The sequence below is a fragment of the Sporichthyaceae bacterium genome (assembly GCA_036493475.1).
Classification (GTDB): Bacteria; Actinomycetota; Actinomycetes; order Sporichthyales; family Sporichthyaceae; genus DASQPJ01.
The window spans coordinates 1-17,288 of the sequence record DASXPS010000073.1 but is presented as its reverse complement, the minus strand read 5'-3'; the positions used below and the strand labels follow the sequence as shown (position 1 = coordinate 17,288).

At 67.6% G+C, this 17,288-nt stretch carries 16 protein-coding genes; 6 read left to right on the top strand and 10 right to left on the bottom strand.

Going from position 1 to position 17,288, the window contains the following annotated elements:
- Positions 1-90: 90 nt before the first annotated feature.
- Complete coding sequence (locus tag VGJ14_07985) at positions 91-885, top strand: SGNH/GDSL hydrolase family protein (GenBank protein ID HEY2832346.1); 795 nt, start codon at positions 91-93, stop codon at positions 883-885.
- Positions 886-904: 19 nt separating this feature from the next.
- Here the strand turns inward: VGJ14_07985 and VGJ14_07980 are convergent, their stop codons facing one another.
- Positions 905-2,254: a DUF222 domain-containing protein gene (locus VGJ14_07980; GenBank protein HEY2832345.1), complete on the bottom strand. Its 1,350-nt coding sequence runs from the start codon at positions 2,252-2,254 to the stop codon at positions 905-907.
- A 156-nt stretch (positions 2,255-2,410) separates the two neighbouring features.
- Between VGJ14_07980 and VGJ14_07975 the strand changes: the two genes are divergently transcribed.
- From VGJ14_07975 to VGJ14_07960, 4 genes are read left to right on the top strand one after another with little or no spacing between them, the layout of a single operon-like run.
- Positions 2,411-3,013, top strand: a complete 603-nt coding sequence (locus tag VGJ14_07975; GenBank protein HEY2832344.1) for a DUF1326 domain-containing protein — start codon at positions 2,411-2,413, stop codon at positions 3,011-3,013.
- 3 nt (positions 3,014-3,016) lie between these two features.
- Positions 3,017-3,823, top strand: coding sequence for a DUF2182 domain-containing protein (locus tag VGJ14_07970; GenBank protein HEY2832343.1), 807 nt, complete (start codon positions 3,017-3,019; stop codon positions 3,821-3,823).
- A gap of 5 nt (positions 3,824-3,828) precedes the next feature.
- Positions 3,829-5,067 carry a cytochrome P450 gene (locus VGJ14_07965; protein ID HEY2832342.1) on the top strand — a complete coding sequence of 413 codons (1,239 nt, stop codon included), beginning with the start codon at positions 3,829-3,831 and terminating at the stop codon, positions 5,065-5,067.
- Positions 5,068-5,094: 27 nt separating this feature from the next.
- A complete protein-coding gene (locus VGJ14_07960) occupies positions 5,095-6,807 on the top strand; it encodes an NAD-dependent malic enzyme (GenBank protein HEY2832341.1) in 1,713 nt (570 codons plus the stop codon).
- A 10-nt stretch (positions 6,808-6,817) separates the two neighbouring features.
- Here VGJ14_07960 and VGJ14_07955 read toward each other — a convergent pair whose 3' ends face one another.
- Positions 6,818-7,786 carry an SGNH hydrolase domain-containing protein gene (locus VGJ14_07955; GenBank protein ID HEY2832340.1) on the bottom strand — a complete coding sequence of 323 codons (969 nt, stop codon included), beginning with the start codon at positions 7,784-7,786 and terminating at the stop codon, positions 6,818-6,820.
- Entirely contained in the window at positions 7,783-9,945 is a 2,163-nt protein-coding gene (locus VGJ14_07950; protein ID HEY2832339.1) for an acyltransferase family protein, read from the bottom strand. The genes VGJ14_07955 and VGJ14_07950 overlap by 4 nt, the downstream gene beginning before the upstream one ends.
- Positions 9,946-10,074: 129 nt before the next feature.
- On the opposite strand from VGJ14_07950, the gene VGJ14_07945 reads away from it, so the two are divergent.
- Entirely contained in the window at positions 10,075-11,181 is a 1,107-nt protein-coding gene (locus VGJ14_07945) for a hypothetical protein (protein HEY2832338.1), read from the top strand.
- Between the two features lie 25 nt (positions 11,182-11,206).
- Here the strand turns inward: VGJ14_07945 and VGJ14_07940 are convergent, their stop codons facing one another.
- From VGJ14_07940 to VGJ14_07910, 7 genes are all read right to left on the bottom strand, one after another.
- The gene (locus VGJ14_07940; protein ID HEY2832337.1) at positions 11,207-12,553 is read right to left on the bottom strand and encodes a hypothetical protein; all 1,347 of its coding nucleotides are present in this window, start codon (positions 12,551-12,553) and stop codon (positions 11,207-11,209) included.
- Between the two features lie 17 nt (positions 12,554-12,570).
- Positions 12,571-13,269, bottom strand: a complete 699-nt coding sequence (locus VGJ14_07935; protein HEY2832336.1) for an ABC transporter ATP-binding protein — start codon at positions 13,267-13,269, stop codon at positions 12,571-12,573.
- Positions 13,262-14,029, bottom strand: a complete 768-nt coding sequence (locus VGJ14_07930) for an ABC transporter ATP-binding protein (GenBank protein ID HEY2832335.1) — start codon at positions 14,027-14,029, stop codon at positions 13,262-13,264. The genes VGJ14_07935 and VGJ14_07930 overlap by 8 nt, the downstream gene beginning before the upstream one ends.
- The gene (locus VGJ14_07925; GenBank protein ID HEY2832334.1) at positions 14,026-16,149 is read right to left on the bottom strand and encodes an ABC transporter permease; all 2,124 of its coding nucleotides are present in this window, start codon (positions 16,147-16,149) and stop codon (positions 14,026-14,028) included. The genes VGJ14_07930 and VGJ14_07925 overlap by 4 nt, the downstream gene beginning before the upstream one ends.
- Entirely contained in the window at positions 16,146-16,598 is a 453-nt protein-coding gene (locus VGJ14_07920; GenBank protein HEY2832333.1) for a hypothetical protein, read from the bottom strand. Before VGJ14_07920 ends, VGJ14_07925 begins: the two co-directional genes overlap by 4 nt.
- Complete coding sequence (locus VGJ14_07915) at positions 16,591-16,959, bottom strand: hypothetical protein (GenBank protein ID HEY2832332.1); 369 nt, start codon at positions 16,957-16,959, stop codon at positions 16,591-16,593. Before VGJ14_07915 ends, VGJ14_07920 begins: the two co-directional genes overlap by 8 nt.
- A 90-nt stretch (positions 16,960-17,049) precedes the next feature.
- Positions 17,050-17,288: ABC transporter substrate-binding protein (locus VGJ14_07910; protein HEY2832331.1), on the bottom strand; the 239-nt coding region annotated here is incomplete at its 5' end.

The following is a 17,288-nucleotide window of genomic DNA, read 5'->3' as shown; positions in this document are numbered from 1 at the left end:
CCCGGCCCTGCTGCTCCAGATCAGGTCAACAACAGCTGATGCACAGGGTCCTCACGAAACCGGCGTGAGGATCTCACCGTCGGAAGATGCATGATCCGATCCGCTCGCACCGCGTTCTCCGCCGCCGTCGTCACCGCCGCCATCGGGGTCGGCGCGCTGGCCATCGCCCAGCCGTTCGCGGCCGCCGTCGGGCCCGCGACGCCTGCGTCCGCGGCCGTTCCGCCGGCGAATGTGGTGGGGTTCGGGGACTCGGTGCCGTTGGGGGCGCACTGTGGCGGGTGCGGCAACCTGTTCGCGCTGTACGCGAAGGGCTCCACGACGCCCGACCGGCCGATCAGCGTGCTGAACCTGGCCAAGGGCAACACGACGAGCAAGGACGCGCTGAGCACGCTGCGCAGGAGCAGCTCGGAAGCGGCCGTACGCAAGGCGACCACGGTGGTGATCTACACCGGCGCGGATGACTTCAAGGACTCGTTCAAGGCGGTGTCGCGGGGGAAGAGCGCGAAGAAGAACTACAAGCCGGTGGAGCAGAAGGTCGAATCCAACGTCGAGAAGATGATCAAGCTCGTGCATGAGCTGAATCCGGCGGCGCACGTCGCGGTGCTCGACTATTGGGGCGCCATGGAGGACGGCAAGGTCGCCAAGCAGGACTACTCCAAGGCGCAGCTCAAGGCCGCGAGTGAGGCGACGGACTACCTCAACAAAGGCTTGAAGGCCGCGGCCACGGCGGAGCACGCGACCTACGTCTCGACCTACACGCTGTTCAAGGGCAAGAACGGCGACAGGGACCCGACGAAGTACCTGGCCAATGATGGGAACCATCCCAACGCGACGGGGATGTACGCGATCACCGCGGCATTGGTGAAGGCGCTGCCCGCGGCCTGAAAGACACCGTCCGGGGGCGTCAGTTCAGCGCATGGTCATCAGGCGCTTCCGCGGAAGCGTTCCGAAGCGTTTCCGCGGCGCGTTGTTCGGTGCGCAGTAACAGTTCCACGGTCAGCGGCAGATCGAGGGGCTCGCCGTACCAATCCGGCCAGGCGGTGTCCTTGGTGATGGTCGCGGTGTGCTGGTGGACCAGGTCGGTGGTGTTGCCGGTCAGCGGCTCCGAGGCGGCGGGGAGTTCGACGCCGTCGGGACGATAGAACCGGAAACCGCCGACACCGTCCGCGTTCAGCGGCCACCCTTCCTCGTGCACGAGGTGATGGTGCGCCGTGCACAACGTGATCAGGTTCCAGAATGCGGTGGGCCCGCCGAGCGCCCAATGCCAGACATGGTGCACCTCGACAAAGCGCGTGTTGCTGCAGCCGGGGAATCGACAGCACCCATGGTCGCGCAGCAACACCGCGCGGCGCAGCGCCGCGGGGATGACGCGAGTGCGTCGCCCGACGTCCATCGAGGTGCCGCTCCGGCCGGCGGCGTGATGCGTGACCACCACGAAGGCGGAGTCGCAGCACAATCGGCGCAGCGTTTCTGGGTGTAGGTCAGGACCGTGCTCTATGCGCGGGCCGGGCTGGTCGTCGGGCAGCACCATTGCGTGGAGCTGGGAGAACTCTGCGTGCAGATGCAGCAGGTCCGTGGTGCGCGATGTGGACTGCGCATCGCGCGCCGCGACCGCAGTGCGGGCGACCTCAACCAGGGCGTCGGCATTGGAGTTGGCGGCCGTCGGCCGCGGCTCGACTTCCGGATCAGGCTGTGCGCGAAAGGCCTCGATGGCTGCGACGACCACGGCGCCGTCCTCCGGCGAGAATCGGCCATCCAGGATCAGCGAACCGTCCTCGTCCCACCGCCAGGAGATCGCACGACGAGCGTGCCGGTCGTTGACCTCGCCGAGCGAACGGCCACGCCGGGTGCCCGCGGCAATTCGATCCATCTGCGCACCGGTGCTGGCCAGCGCCATCGCGACCAAATCAGCCTCGGTGGCCGGGGTCGCGATGCGGGTCATGGCACGCACCTTGCTGTACGAAAGTCGTCCCGCCGCCAATTCCGCAGCGATCAGTGGGAGGTTCTCCAGCGCCCGCGCCACCCGCACCTGTTCCCGGGCCGCGACCAGGCCGATGCCGGCGCGCCAGCTCAACCAGTGCGCGCACGACCGCACGCCGGACACCGCCCAACCGCGGTGCCGATCGAACTCACCGACCATGGCCAGGAACGAACCCGTGGCTGCGGCCAGGTGCCCGGCCAACTCGCAGATCCGCTCGGCGAGGAGTTCCAGCTCAGTGTTTGACGGAGCGGAACTATCCAGCAATACATTCATAGGTGCCCCCTCAATCGAATTTATATTCGAACTATAGGCAAGGCCACCGACGAAAACGCTTCCGCGGAAGCGTTTCGGTGGGCGAGGGCACTGCAGTGCTACTTGCTGCGAACCGCACGGCGCGGAAGACTCGGCGGCAACGCCGAGGAGGTCGCCATGTCGTGGAATCTGAGCGGGCAGTACTTCGAGACCTGCTCGTGTGAGCTGATGTGCCCGTGCAACCTCTCGCTGGATCACGGTGCCAGCTACGACTACTGCCGCGTGGTGTTGGTGTTCGACGTCGGAAGAGGTGAGATCGAGGGCGTCGACGTGAGCGGGCTGGTGGTGGTCGCCGTAGCGGACACTCCCAAGGTGATGACCGAGGGCAACTGGCGGCTGGGCGTGTTCGTCGACGAGAAAGCCAACGACGAACAACTTGGCAAGCTCGTCGCGGTGTTCAGCGGACAGCTCGGGGGTCCGATGAGCGCGCTGAGCCCGATGATCGGCGAGGTCCTCGGGGTGCAGCGGGCGCCGATCGAGGTCGTCCACGACGGGTTGCGGCACAGCGTGCGGGTCGGGGACGTCATCGACATCGAGGTCGAGGAGATCGTGCCGTTCGGGGTGACCACCGGCGAGCCCGTGCGCTTCTCCGGGATGTTCCACTTCGTAGCCCCGGACATGGTGATGGCCGAGGCCAAGCGCTCGCGGATCGACGCCTTCGGCATCACCTACGAGGGCAAGTCGGCATTGGCCAAGTCCGACTTCTCCTGGGCCGCCTGAGGCATGACTGCGCCGGCCGCCATCCGGTCCGGTGTCCCGGCCGGTCCGGGTCCGGCGTTCACCGCCGTCCGGCACCGGCTCGGGCTCGTCGTGCTGCTGTTCGCGCTGGCCGTGCTGGCCTGGCAATGGACGGCGCACTGGATGTCGGGCATGGACGACGGCCCGTGGACGGCGCTGGGCACGCTGGGCAGTTTCCTGGGCATCTGGGTGACGATGATGACCGCGATGATGCTCCCGTCGGTGGCCCCGACCATCGCGCTGTACTCCCGGCTGATCCGGCAGCGCTCGCCATGGTCCCCGTTGCTGTTCACCGGCGGTTACCTGGCGACCTGGACCGGCGCGGGCCTGGTGGCGTTCGGGATCGCCGTCGGCGCCGACCGGCTGAGCGGTGATGCCCTCGCCTGGGACCGGGCCGGCCGCACGCTCGCCGGGATGACCTTGTTGGTCGCGGCGGCCTGGGAGCTCACCCCGCTCAAGGACGTGTGTCTGGGCAAGTGCCACAGCCCGCTGGGATTCCTGCTGGGGTATTGGCGGGACGGCCCCCGAGGGGCGCTGAGCATGGGCATACGCAACGGCGCCTGGTGTGTCGGCTGCTGTTGGGCGCTGATGGCGTCGCTGTTCGCGCTCGGTGTGATGAGCCTGACCTGGATGACGTTGATTGCCGCCATCATCGCGGCGGAGAAACTTCTCCCGCACCGTCGCGGAGCGACTCTGGGCACCGCCGCATTACTGGGCGCCCTGGGTCTGCTGGTGCTGGTGGCCCCGCAGGTCCTCCCCGGCCTGACCCTCCCCGGCGGCATGGTGATGTGAGGCCCATGACCGGCGCCACGTGCCCGATTTCCAACGTCGACCCGTTCGCGGGTGACTTCCTCGCCGATCCGTATCCGACGCTGGCGACCATGCGCGAGGAGTCCCCGGTCTACTACTCCCCCGTGTTGGACATGTGGATCGTCACCCGGCACGCGGACATCCACGCGATCTTCCGCGACCACGAGACGTTCTCCGCCACCATCGTGCAGGACCCCATCCATCCCCCGGCCGACGCGGCCCGCGCAGTCCTGACCGAGGGCGGATTCCGGCCCACGCCAACGATGTCCAATGTCGACCCGCCGAAGCACACGCGGATCCGTCGGCACAATATGCGCTCGTTCTCCGCCCGCCGCATCGCCTCGCTGGAGCCGCGCATCCGCGAACGGGCCGCGCAGCTCATCGAGGAGATGGTGGCCAAGCCCGAGTTCGATCTCGTCGCCGGGCTGACCTTCCCGTTGCCCGCCTACATGATCTTCACGTTTCTCGGCTTCCCGGCCGAGGACATCGAGCTGCTCAAGGGCTGGTGCGGCAACCGGGCGCTGTACAGCTGGGGGCGGCCGACGGCGCAGGAGCAGGTCGAGATCGCCGGGAACATGGTGCGCTACTGGCAGTACTGCGAGCGCTTCGCCGACGCCCGCATTGCCGAGCCGGTCGACGATTTCACCAGCGACCTGGCCCGGGTGCACCTCGCCGACCCGGAGGAACTCAGCCGTGCCGAGATCACCGGCATCGTCTACGCGTTGAGCTTCGCGGGCCACGAGACGACGACCAACCTGACCACCAACGCGCTGCGTCGGCTGCTGGAGAACCGCGCGCAGTGGGAGGCGCTGTGCGCCGAGGATTCACTGATCCCCAACGCGGTCGAGGAAGTGTTGCGGCACGACACCAGCGTCATCGCCTGGCGGCGGGTCACCACCCGGCCGGTGCAGATCGGTGGCGTCGGTGTGCCGGAGGGCGCCCGGCTGATGCTGTCGCTGGCGAGCGCGAACCACGACCCCGAGCAGTTCGCAGACCCGGCCACCTTCGACGTCCGCCGGGCGAATGCCCGTGATCACCTCGCCTTCGGCACGGGCATTCACTTCTGCCTCGGCGCACCGCTGGCCCGCATCGAGGTGCGCGCCGTATTGGAACTGCTCACCGAGCGCACCCCCGACCTGGAACTCGTCCCCGGTCAGGAGTACGACTTCTCGCCGAACATGTCCTTCCGTGGGCCCCGCCGCCTGCTGCTCCGGCGCGGCGGCTGAACACAGGGGCGTTTATTCTCGTACCCCATGACGGAAGATCCGTACGACCTGGTGCCGACGACCGCGGGACGCTGGACGGCTCGGGTTCGGGCTCGTGGGCACCCGGTTCTGTCGTTGCCGATGCTCAACCGGGGCACCGCGTTCGACGACGAGCAGCGCGCCGCGCTCGGGCTGACCGGGCTGTTGCCGGACTGCGTGTCCTCGCTGGAGGGGCAACTGCGCCGGGTGTATGGGCAGTACCTGCGCCAGCCCACTCCGCTGGACAAGCACGTCTACCTGGGGAACCTGCGCGACCGGAACGAGGTGCTGTTCTACCGCCTGCTCTCGGAGTTCCTCGACGAGATGTTGCCGATCGTCTACACCCCCACCATCGGCGAGGCCATCGAGCAGTTCAGTCACGAGTTCCGCCGGCCCCGCGGGGTGTATTTGTCTGTCGACTCGCCCGAGCAGATCGAGCAGCGGCTGCGCAACGTCGGCATGGGTCCCGAGGACGTCGACCTGATCGTGGCCACCGACGGCGAGGGCATCCTCGGCATCGGTGACTGGGGGGTCGGCGGGGCGCAGATCGCGGTCGGCAAGCTCGCGGTGTACACCGCGGCTGCGGGGATCCACCCGCGCCGGGTGCTGCCGGTGATGCTGGACGTGGGCACCGACAATCTCGCGCTGCTGAACGACGACATGTATCTGGGTATCCGGCACGCCCGGGTGCGCGGCGAACGCTATGACGCGCTGGTCGAGCAGTTCGTGGACGCGGTCGGCCGGGTCTTCCCGCGCGCGATGCTGCACTGGGAGGACCTCGCGGCAGCCAACGCCCGACGGGTGCTGCTGCGCTACACCGACCGCTGCTGCACGTTCAACGACGACATGCAGGGCACCGCAGCCGTGGTGCTCGCCGCCGTGCTGGCCGCGGTGCGAGCCGCGGGCACCCGCCTGCGCGACCAACGCGTGGTGATCCATGGCGCGGGCACCGCGGGGATCGGCATCGCCGACATGCTGCGCGACGCGATGATCGCCGACGGGCTCAGCGCCGCCGAGGCCACCGGCCGGTTCTATGCGTTGGGCAGCCGCGGGTTGCTGACGGCCGATCAGGCGGCGACGATCCGCGACTTCCAGCTGGCGTACGCCCGCCCGACCGGGGAGACCGACGGGTGGGCGAAGGACGGCATCCCGACGCTGGCCGACGTGGTGCGCGAGGTGCGGCCGACGGTGCTCATCGGCACCTCCGCGCAGGCCGCGTCGTTCTCCGAGGAGATCGTGCGGGACATGGCCGCGCACTGCCCTCGCCCGATCATCCTTCCGCTGTCCAACCCCACGTCGAAATGCGAGGCGTTGCCCTCGGACGTGTTGCGCTGGACCGACGGGCGCGCGTTGATCGCCACCGGCAGCCCGTTCGCGCCGGTCGAACACAACGGGCAGGTACACCGCATCGCGCAGGCCAACAACGCACTGGTCTTCCCCGGCCTGGGCCTGGGCGTAATCGTGGCCCGCGCCCGTCGGGTCAGCACCGGCATGCTCACCGCGGCGGCGCAGGCGGTGGCGGCCATGCCCGCCGTGGTCGGACCCGGCACGAGCCTGCTGCCGCCGGTGACCAACCTGCGCGCGGTGTCCGCCGCCGTCGCCCACGCCGTCGCCTCCGCGGCGGAGCAGGAGGGCCTGGCCGATGCCCCGCTGACGGACCCGGTGCAGCAGATCGACGACCACATGTGGCGCCCCGCTTACCCCGACATCGAGGCTATCTAGGCGTCCTTCATTAGGGATGGTGGTGCAGAGCCGCGGCGAACGGCTCCTCCAGGTAGGCCTGCAGTGAGCGAACCCAGGTCGCGGTCATGTGGGAGTGGTCGCGATACACACACAACCCGCCGAGCACGCCGGGACATGTGGTGTCCGTGCACATGTAGTCGCTCAGATCAACGGCGGAGATCAGCGAGGTGTGCAGCGACTCCGCCGCGGCCACCAGGGCATCGGGCGGCAGCCACTTCGCCCGGTCGCCCGCGCACTTGGAGAACTTGTGCGGGTGCGCGGCCAAACACGCCGGCACCGACTTACCGGGCACCGGGTTGTCCCGGACGACCAGGAGGTGTTGGCCCTGGCTCGTCCAGCCCTTCAGGTAGCGCTGGTAACCGGCCTTCCAGGTCTGCCACTGGCCACCGGAGCGCACCGGGATCGGCTTCTTGTACGTGCGCTCGGTGGTGACGATGAGGTCGGGCTTGAGCGCGTTGGTCTGCCGCTGCACCCACTGCCCCCAGGCGCGGCAACGGTCGTTCATCACCGGGCCGTAGTGCTTGTCGCCGATGTCGATCTTCTCGTCGATCGCGAAGCACTTCGGGATCAGGTAGGCCACGATGCGCATGTCGTACTGGTCGGCCCACGTGCGTAACGGGTTCAGGTACTGCCCGGCGTGGGAGTTGCCGACCAGGGCCACGGTGTATTTGGCCTGCGGGCGACCAAGGGTGCAGGAACGGAATTGGGTGAAGTCGCCTGTGGTCCAACAACCGTCCGCCTGGCCGTTCCCGGCGTGGTCGGCCTCGGCATGGGCGGCGTCCGGGACGTAGCTGCCCGAGTTGGGGACGCGGCAGTGATTGGGCAGTGCCGCCGCGCCGGCACACGCGGAATTGTCGCGGTGCGCCATCGCCCAACCGGGCAGCAGCGCCACCGCGAGGAGCATCGCGGCCAGCACCGATCCCCGCGCGCGGGCCGAGCGCACGGGAGCAGCTTTCACGCGGTGTGCTTACCCGCGGCCGCGGCCGGGATAACCACCTTCTTCGCTCCGAGTGCCTTGGCCACAATCGGTGCCAAGACCGGCGTCAGCGTGCGTGCGTAGGTGGCGGTGATGTGCGAGGCGTCGAAGTACACCAAGGCGCCACCGATCACCGACGGACAGGTGGTCTTGCTGCAGAACCAGTCGGTCAAGTTCGCCACGGACGCCTTCGGGGACTTCATTGCACGCACCGCATCGGCCAACGGGTCGGGGTGCATCCACGCCGAGCGGCTGCCCTGACACGCGGTGAGGTTGTGGCGGTGCTGGGCCACGCAGTTGGGCACGTCCTGCAACGTGGTCCGCGGATGCGGCACGTCGCGGAGCACCAGCACCCGACGATTCGCCTTCAGCCAGTTCTGCACGTAGGAGGCGTAGCCCTGCTGGAACACCTTGTCGCTGTTGCCACCGGTCAACGGCGCCATATACGTCCGCTCGGAGGTGACCACCAGGTCGAACGGACCGGTCGCCGTCGTGGACAGCACCTGCCGGCCCCAATGCAGGCAGTTCTCGGTTTCCGCCCGGGTTGGGAACTTGATGGGCACCGTCGTCGCGAAGCATTGCTCGCTGAAGAACGTGGTGATCTTGAAGTGCTCGGCGAGCGCGACCTGTTGCAACGCGGGCAACCAATGAATGGCGTGCGAGTTCCCCACCAGCGCCACGTTGCGGGTTGCCTTGGTATCGCCGAACACACAGGACTTGACCCCGGTGAACGGCATCTTCAGCTCGCAGTCGGACCGGTAGGAGAACGACATGTCCGTCGGCGCGAGGATCGGGCTCGGCACCACCTTCGCCGCGTCCGGCGCGAGCGCGCACCGACGATCCGCCCGCATCGCGTTGGCCCCGAAGCAGGGGTCGGCGGCGGCGAATTGTGCATCCCGCAACTGCTGGTGCATGCGGAGGTTGATTTCCTGGACCTGCCCGAGAGCCAGCGCAACGACACCGGCCATGGCGACCGCCGCCCAGCGGTACGGGACCACCAGCGAGCGGCCCGGCCGCGGACGACGGAACCGGTCCTCGATGTAGCGCTTGCTCAGACCCGCGGCGGCCACGGTGGCCACCATGATGGCGATCTTCTCGGTCACGGTCAGATCGTGCTTGCTGGCATAGGGGACCAGCACGATGATCGGCCAGTGCCACAGGTACACCGAGTAGGAGATGTCGCCGAGGTACTGCGCGGGACGCAGCGCCAGCAGCCGGTTCGGGGTGAATGCGCTCTGGTCGTTGGCCGCGATGACCGCGGCGGTGCCCAACACCGGTAACAACGCTTTGGCGCCGGGGAAATCGTTGCCGGAGAAGGTAAGCCCGGCATAGGCAATGAGCGCGTAGCCGACCCACACCAGCATCGGACGCAGCACCGCACCGACGCCGGACAACCGGTGGCGTGCGCCCTGTCGCGACACACTGTGCACCAACGCGGCCAGCAGTGCGCCGACGGCGAGTTCCCAGATGCGGGTGGTGGTGACGAAGTAGGCCTGCGCGGGGTGACTGCGGGTGTAGAGAATCGACCAGGTCAGTGAGGCGGCCAGCGGCACGCTGACAGCGACCGCGGCCAACGGCGCGAGCCGACGGCGCAGCAGGCGGGCCGCGAGCACGGCGAGCGCCAGCAGCAGCGGCCACACCGCGTAGTACTGCTCCTCCACCGACAGCGACCAGAAGTGTTGGGCGACGGTGGGCGGGCTGTCCTCATGCAGGTAGTCCACCGACTGCCCGGCCAGGTGCCAGTTCTGCCAGTACAGGGTGGACGCCGTGATCTGCTGACCGGTGGCCTTCCACTGCGTCTCCGGGGCCAGCAGGCGGGCCGCGACCAACGCGGTGACCAGCACGGTGAGCGCGGCGGGCAGCAGGCGGCGGATGCGGCGTGCCCAGAACGCGGCCAGGTCGCAGAGTCGCCGCGGCGGCTTGGTGAGCAGGTGAGAGGTGATCAGAAAGCCGGAGATCACGAAGAAAACGTCCACGCCGACGAAGCCGCCGCGCAGACCGTGGCTCCACAGGTGGTAAACGACCACCAGGCCGACGGCCAAAGCCCGCAGTCCCTGGATGTCCTTACGGCACCCGTCGTCGCGACGCTGAGGGCCGACCGCCCCATCCCGTGTTCGCCGAAATAACACGCCGGTCGTCATGCTCATGGGCTGCCACAACACGCCGTGGATGAAACAGCCGCCGAGGTGGCTGATTATGTTTGAGGCCATTGTGTTGTGAAACGGGCCCGTGTTTGGTGCCGACGTTAATACCCGTTAGCCTTTGCCCTCATGGCGTCGTCGAAGAAGAAGCAGCCGGCCAGGACGGGCCTGCGCAACCGCAAAGTGCAGGGCTTCGCGGCGCTGCTGGTGGTCGCCGCAGTGGCCTCCGGCGTAGCGGCGTGGTCGCTGAGCGGTTCGGACTCCGCCGACTCCCCCGCGCCGACGCCCACGCCCACCGGCACGCCGGGCGATCAGTACCAGGGCGACGTGCTCAAGGACTTCGCCAACATGAGCACGACCTTGGTCAGCTATCTGCAGACCCTGCAGAACTGGCGCAAGGACACTGTCGACGACCAGCAGGTCGCCGCGGCCGCGCAGAACATGCTCGGTGACATCGCGGCCACCCAGCAGGCCTTGGCCGCGCGGGCCGCGTTCGAACAAGCGCCGCGCGCGGTGGTCGACTATCGCCTCGCCGCGGACGGGTACGCCCAGTCCGCCGCGCTCACCAAGGTCACGGCGGCGGTGCCGAGGGGTGCGTTGCGCACCCAGCTGCAGTTGGCGATCAGTCGGGTCCAGACGCTGTCCGACCGGGTTTTCGACCAGGCTCAGGCCGAACTCAAGCCGTACATGACCCCGGATCGGGACATCCCCGGCGTGGTGATCCGCAAGGCCCCGGAGGTGCCGAACTGGGCGGCGGGTGACTACGCGCCGAAGGCACCGTTGACCGATGTGGGCGGCGACAAGACGCAGCGGGAGTACCAGGACACCCGGCCCGAGCAGTCAGTCGCGGCATGGTCGAAGTTGGTGCGCGGGGCCGATCTGCCCTCGGCGAAGGACGAGGCCACAGCGATCAGCGACGGCAAGCTGCCCGCGCTGCGCACCCAGGCCGTGGACTTCACCAAGGTTTCGGACCTGCTCTACGGCAAGCCCGACCCCAAAGCTGGACGCCCGAGCAACACCCGGCTGCAGCTGGCGTTGCTCATTGACGCCGAGGCCACCCAGCTCGGCCAGGCCGCGGCTTTGGCGCCGCAGGCGGATCACGACGCACTATTGACTGTCGCCAAGTCCTTGGCCGTCATCGGGGACAAGCTGTGGGACCCGCAGCTGGGCGAGCGCAGCACCGGCTTCCCCGACTCGCTGCTCACCACGCTGCCCACCGCCACGCCCGCCCCCTAACACCCACAACGTGGTGGTGTGACTGCTACTTGCGGGCCATCATCATGCGGACCCCGAAGCGGCTGAACAGCTGCTGTGCGGCGAGCACGCCGAGGCCGGCGATCACCAGCATCAGGTAGAGACCGTCGCTGCTGCCCGGCTTGGGATTGCGTGCCTCGACGGCCGGCACAAAGCCGAGCGTGCGGGGCAGCGCCGGGGCCACCACGGCCTGCGGCGCGCCGGCCGCCAGGGTGCTGCCCGCCGCGCCGGCCCCGGTGGTGTCGACCGCACCAGTGTCCACGGCGCCCCCGGAGGCGTCCACGGCAGCGATGCCGGCGTCACCCGCGGCCGACGCGGCGGTGCCTGTGTTCGGCGAGGTGTTCGCGGCGGAGTTCACCCCACCCAGCGTGGGGCCGTTCGAGGTGCTGTCCGCACCGGTGACCGCGGTGCCCAGCGGCACGTTCACCGAGCTGACCTTGGCGCGGCCCAGGATGTAGCCGATGGTGTAGACCGCGCCGCTCGGGCTCTTCTGAGTGGTCGTCAGCTTCAAGCCGCCAATGCTGTAGGTGGTGACGCCACTGACCGGGTCGGTCTCCTGCGTCTGCGGGGCCACGTCGATCTGCATGTTCGCGGCCTTGAGCGTGTCGTTGGCCTTCTGCACCGCGTCCTTTTGGCTCATGTCCTGACCCAGGTACTGAAAGCCGTTCTTGTCGAAGCCGAACTCCTGACCGCCGACGGAGAACCGGCCGAAGACCGCACTGGTGACCTGCGGCTTGCCACCCTTGTCACTGATCAGGGCCTTGGCATCGGAGTTGCCCAACTCGAACGCCTGGTACACGAAGCCGGCCGCAGAGCCCTCCGCCTGGGCGGTCGTGGAACCGTCCGGGTTCAGCTTGGTCACCGCGGTGACCGACTGCTGCTGGTTGGGCGCGGGCACCGAGGAGGGCGCACCGTTGGTACCCGAAGCGGTCGAGGAGGTGTCGTCGCTGGTCGCGTCCACCTTGTAGTAGCCCTGGGCGTCCTCGGCCTTGGGCTGACTGGGATACGACGAGGTGACGTAGCCCGGGAATTGGGAAACCGGCAACTGCAGCTGTGGCGCGCCGAACTGGTTCGGCACGCCGTTGATGGTGCCGGGCAACGTCTGGGCGGTCTTGCCGTAGTACGGCGCGCCGGCGAACGCGGTGCTGTTGCCCTCGCTGTCCGCATCGGAGTGGGCGGTCAGCGAACCCGCCTCATTCGTCGGCGACGCGGGGATGTCCTCGCCGTCGAGCTGGAAAAACATCGCGTCGCCCTGGGCGGTCAGCGAGTAGCGGTTGTCCCCGGCCAACGCAGAACCGGGCAGGCCGACGACGACGGCACCCGTGCCCGCCGCGCCGACAACGGTAAGGGCCACAGCCCAGCGGGGCGCCCTCATGACGCCAACGACCCGAGGTAGGAATTCATGATGGTCTCCTCTGAGATTTCGCCGGGCTCGCCCGCAAAGCTGATGCGTCCGCGGTCCAGGATGTAGACGTAATCGGCAAGTTGAAGCGCCCGTGAGACGTACTGTTCGACGAGCAGTTGAGCGATGCCCTGCTTGGCCAGGTCCTCGAGGTAGACGAAGATCTCCTCGACGATCTTGGGAGCCAAACCCATCGACACCTCATCGAGCAACACGGTCTTCGGGTTGCCGACATAGGCGTGCGACAACGCCAGCATCTGTTGCTCGCCACCGCTCATGGTGCGGGCGATCTGGTTGGCCCGTTCCCCCAGCCGGGGGAACACCGAGGTGGCCTTCGCCAACGACTTCTTGAACTCACTCGGCTTGGCCTGCAGCTGGATGTTGTCGGTGACGGTCAGCGACGGGAAGATCCCCCGGCCCTCGGGGACGTGGATGATTCCCTTACGGGCAAGGTGAAACGCCTTCTTGTCGGTCAGGTCCTCGCCGTCGACAAGGATCTGTCCGGAGTAGGGCTTGAGCAGCCCGGAGGCCACTCGGAGCAGCGTGGTCTTGCCCGCGCCGTTCGGCCCGAGCAGGGCGACCACCGCGTCGTCCGGCACGGTGATACTGACGTCCCGGAGCACGATGCCGGTGTCGTAACCGGCGCTGATATTGCGCAACTCAAGCAACGTGGGCCTCCCCCAGATACGCAGCCTTCACCGTGTGGCTGCTCAGCGCCTCGGCGGTCGTGCCCTGATAGATGATCTTGCCGAAGTCGAGCACGTAGATGCGGGTGCAGATGTCGGCCACCAGTGCCATGTCGTGTTCGACGATGAGGATTCCGGTGCCGGTGTCCTTCACGAAGTGCAGCAGTACCTCGCCGAATTCCTTGGTCTCGGCCACATCGAGGCCGGAGGACGGTTCGTCGAGCAGCACGAACTTGAACGGTGTGGCGATTGCCCGGGCCAACTCCACCAACCGACGCTGACCGGTGGACAGGTCGCCCGCGGTCTTGTCGGCCATCTTCTCGATGCCACAGCGGATCAGCGCGTCCGTGGTGCGGCGGTTGATCTCCTTGGTCTCCTTGCGGGTGGAATAGATCTGACCCAGCGGCCGGAAGCTGGAATACCAGGCGGCCGGACCGGTGCGAATGTTCTCCCGCACGGTCATCGAGTCGAACAACTCCATGCGCTGGAACGTGCGCCCCAGCCCGCGGTGTGCCCGGTTGGAGGAGCCGTGCCCGTCGAGGTGCTCCCCGCCGAGCACGATGCTGCCCTTCTCCGGTTTGTTGCGCCCGGAGCAGGCGTTGAAGAACGTGGTCTTGCCCGCGCCGTTCGGTCCGATCAGACCGGTGATCTCGCCGCCCTTGGCGTACACGGTGGCGTCGTTCACCGCGACGATGCCACCGAAACGGACCGTCACATTCTGGACGTCGAGGTCGACACTCATGACCCAGCCCCCTGTCCGGCGAGCTCCAACTCTGGGATGCGGATAGTTACCGGGCGCACGGGAGGGTCAACTTCTCGCTCGTGCAGCGGGCCGCCGCCGGATTCCACCCTTTCCTGTCCCCGTGTCCCGAGCAGGCCGCGGAAGTTCAGCGCGGGCCAGATGGCGACCAGGATGGCCAGCGCGCCGAAGATGACGCCCTGGTACTTGATGAAGTTCCCGTAGTCGAAGGGCGGGTAGACCTTCACGACCTCGAACACCGTGGCAGCGAGCAGCGGGGACAGGATCGGTCGGCGACCGCAGAAGCCCAGCACCGCCACGATGATCAGCGAGAACGTGTAGTCGTAGATCCCACCGGGAGTACCGGAGGCCTGCTCCGGGGTACCGGAGAGCACCGCGCCGCCGACGCCGGCCATGAACGCCGCGAGGCAGAACACGACCACCCGAATCACCGTGGTGTTGGCACCGTAGGCCTCCACCGCCACCGGCGAATCGGCCAACGCCCGAAGCAGTTGGCCGAGCCGACTACGTCGGACCAGCAACACGACTGCCGCCATCAGCATGGTGACAATCAGGCACAGGTAGTAGTACCGCTCGTCGGAGACGAAGTTCATGCCGAGGATGCCACCGGTGTGACCGGACTGCCCGGTACGGAACAGGGTGAAGTCGTCGCCCGGCCGCGGGATCGGGACCAGCGGCGGGATTCCGAAGAAGCACCAGATCGGGTAGACGATGTACTGCAACACGATGCCGAAGCCGAACGTGGCCACCGCGACGTAGATACCGGCCAGACGAATGGCTGGGATGGCCACCACCGCACCGAACGGCACCGCGACCAGACCACCGATAATGACCGCGACCGGCCAGGACACGGTGTGCCCACCCAGCAGCGGGATCTTGTCGGAGAACCCGGTGGTCACCATGTGGCCCATCGTCACCGCGCCCAGTGCGGCAAAACCCATGTGGCACAGGGAAATCTGACCCGACATCCAGATCAGCATGCCCAGCGACAAGAAGATGATCATGTAGCCCAGGCCCGCGCTGTACTGCGTCACCTTGGCGTCGTCGACCACGTGCGGCACCAGGATCAGCCCGGCCAGCATGACCGCCAGGCCGATACCGCTGACCAGCGGCGGGAACTGCCGCGGCGGGGTCAACCGCCGCGCGTTGCGCACGCCGCGCTCGGTCAGCTTGGTGGCCGGCACGATGAGGAAGACCACCAACAACACGATGAAGGGAACGTTGCGCGGCAGCTCCTGGAAGATCAGGTTGTCCTTGCCGAACAGCGCGTTGTCGTAGCGCTGAGTTTGGCTGGGCAGGTAGTTGATCAGCACGCCGATGCCGAACGCACCGCCGACGGTCAGCGGCAGGTTCTCGAACAGCCCGATGGCCGCGGCGCCGTAGGCCGCGATCACGATGAGCACCAGGGTGTTCACCGACACGCCCAGCTTGGGCGCCAGCAGCATGCCGGCGATGGTGGCGAAGCTGGAGCCGAGGATCCAGGACAGTCGGCGCACCGCGGTCGGGCTCATCTTCTGCAGAGCCAGCAGGTTCGGGTCATCGACCACCGCGGTGGTGGCCTTGCCCAGTCGGGTGCGGCCGAAGAACAGGAACAGCGCCAGGGCCGATACCAGACAGAACACCGTGACCATGACGTCGCCGTAGGAAACCTTGATCTCCCCGAGGGTGAAACCACTGGTGGGTAGGTAGTCCCGGGTGCGCAGGTCGGCTGCGCCGTAGATCGCGGTCATCAGCGATTGCAGCATCACCAGCAGACCGACCGTGGCCACCACGATCATCACCGTGGGCGCCGAGGAGAGCAGCGAGGCCAGCCGTTCCAGCAACAGGCCGCCGATCACCCCGACGATCAACAGGCCCAATATGAAGGCCACCGGCCAGGGGTAGGGGCCTTGCATGGACTTGGGCAGGATCGCGGCCAGCCAGTGCCGGCTGGGCAGGTCGTGGAACTCGTAGAACATGTAGGCGCCGACCGCGGCCTGTGCGCCGTAGGCGAAATTGAACACACCGGAGGTCTTGTAGGTCAGCACCATGCCCAGCGCGCACAGCGCGTAGACCGAGCCGTCCGAGATACCCGGGATGAAGTAGTTGAAGAAAGTGTTCATGGCCTGCACACCCCACAGGGCGTGCGCCCTTCCTGCTCGTGAACTTCTCGGTCGGCCGGCGCCCAGTTCCGCCCGGTGGACAGGTCGCAATCGGAGCGGTGATAGCGGTTCAGGCCCGCGCCACCGACGAGGGTCAGCAGTGCGATGTCCAGCGGGGCGACCGAACGGGACAGCAGTGCGACGGGGATGTCGGCGAGCAATGCCTGGCGGCGCAGGCCCACCGCACGACGACCGGCCAGGCAGACGAACGCACCGCCGGCCGTCGCGACAATCGCACCCAGGACGGCCAGGTTGAGGGCCGGCCTCTGGTCGTTGTATTGGGTCTTACCGCTGGCATAGAACCAGCAGATGAAGATCAGCACGCCGGCCAGCAGACTCATCGCCGCCCAGAGCAGAACCGCCAAAGGGGTCCAGGGCTCGAAGGTCTGCGCCCGGTCGCGGCTAGCCATGCTCGCGCGCCACGGCCGCGTGCGAACGCACGTGGTTGGCGGTCCGGCGAACGGCGGTGGTCTCCGGGCCCAGCGTGTCGCCGGAGTCCCAGCGCAGCACACCGTCGGCGAGCGCCTTTTCGATGCGGTCGAGTTTGCGCCACTCGTCGCGCAGGTCGGCGGAGACCCACAGGGTGGCGCCGATGCCGAGCAGGAAGATGCCGCCGATACCGCCGGAGACGATGTACGGCTCCTGTTCGGACAGCACGTTGGTGCCGCTGACGCCGACCCAGCCGTTGATGAGCATGACGGCGCCGACGACGGTGGCGACGAGCGCAAGGGCGCGATCCCATTGCTTCTTCAGCAGGCTGATCAGGTTCATGACGACTCCGGGACTACTTCTGCGGCTGATGGACCTTGGCCGTCGGGGGTCCGGCGGGCTTGCCGAACCCCCGACGCGTGTGTTGCTGGGTCAGCTGTTTTTCTGCGGATCGCTGGGGGCCAGCAGGTCGGTGCACTTGGCGGTGGAGACGGGGGTATCCCAGCCGTTGTTCGCCTTGTTGGAGATGGCGGCGAACAGGCAGTACGGGATCTTCGGGGTGCTGCCCTCACGGAACGTCAGGGGCACGGTGAGCCCGCCCAACGTGGTGAACTTCTGCCCCTTGAACTGGTACAGGTTGTTCAGCAGCTCCTGGCTGGTCGGATTGGCCG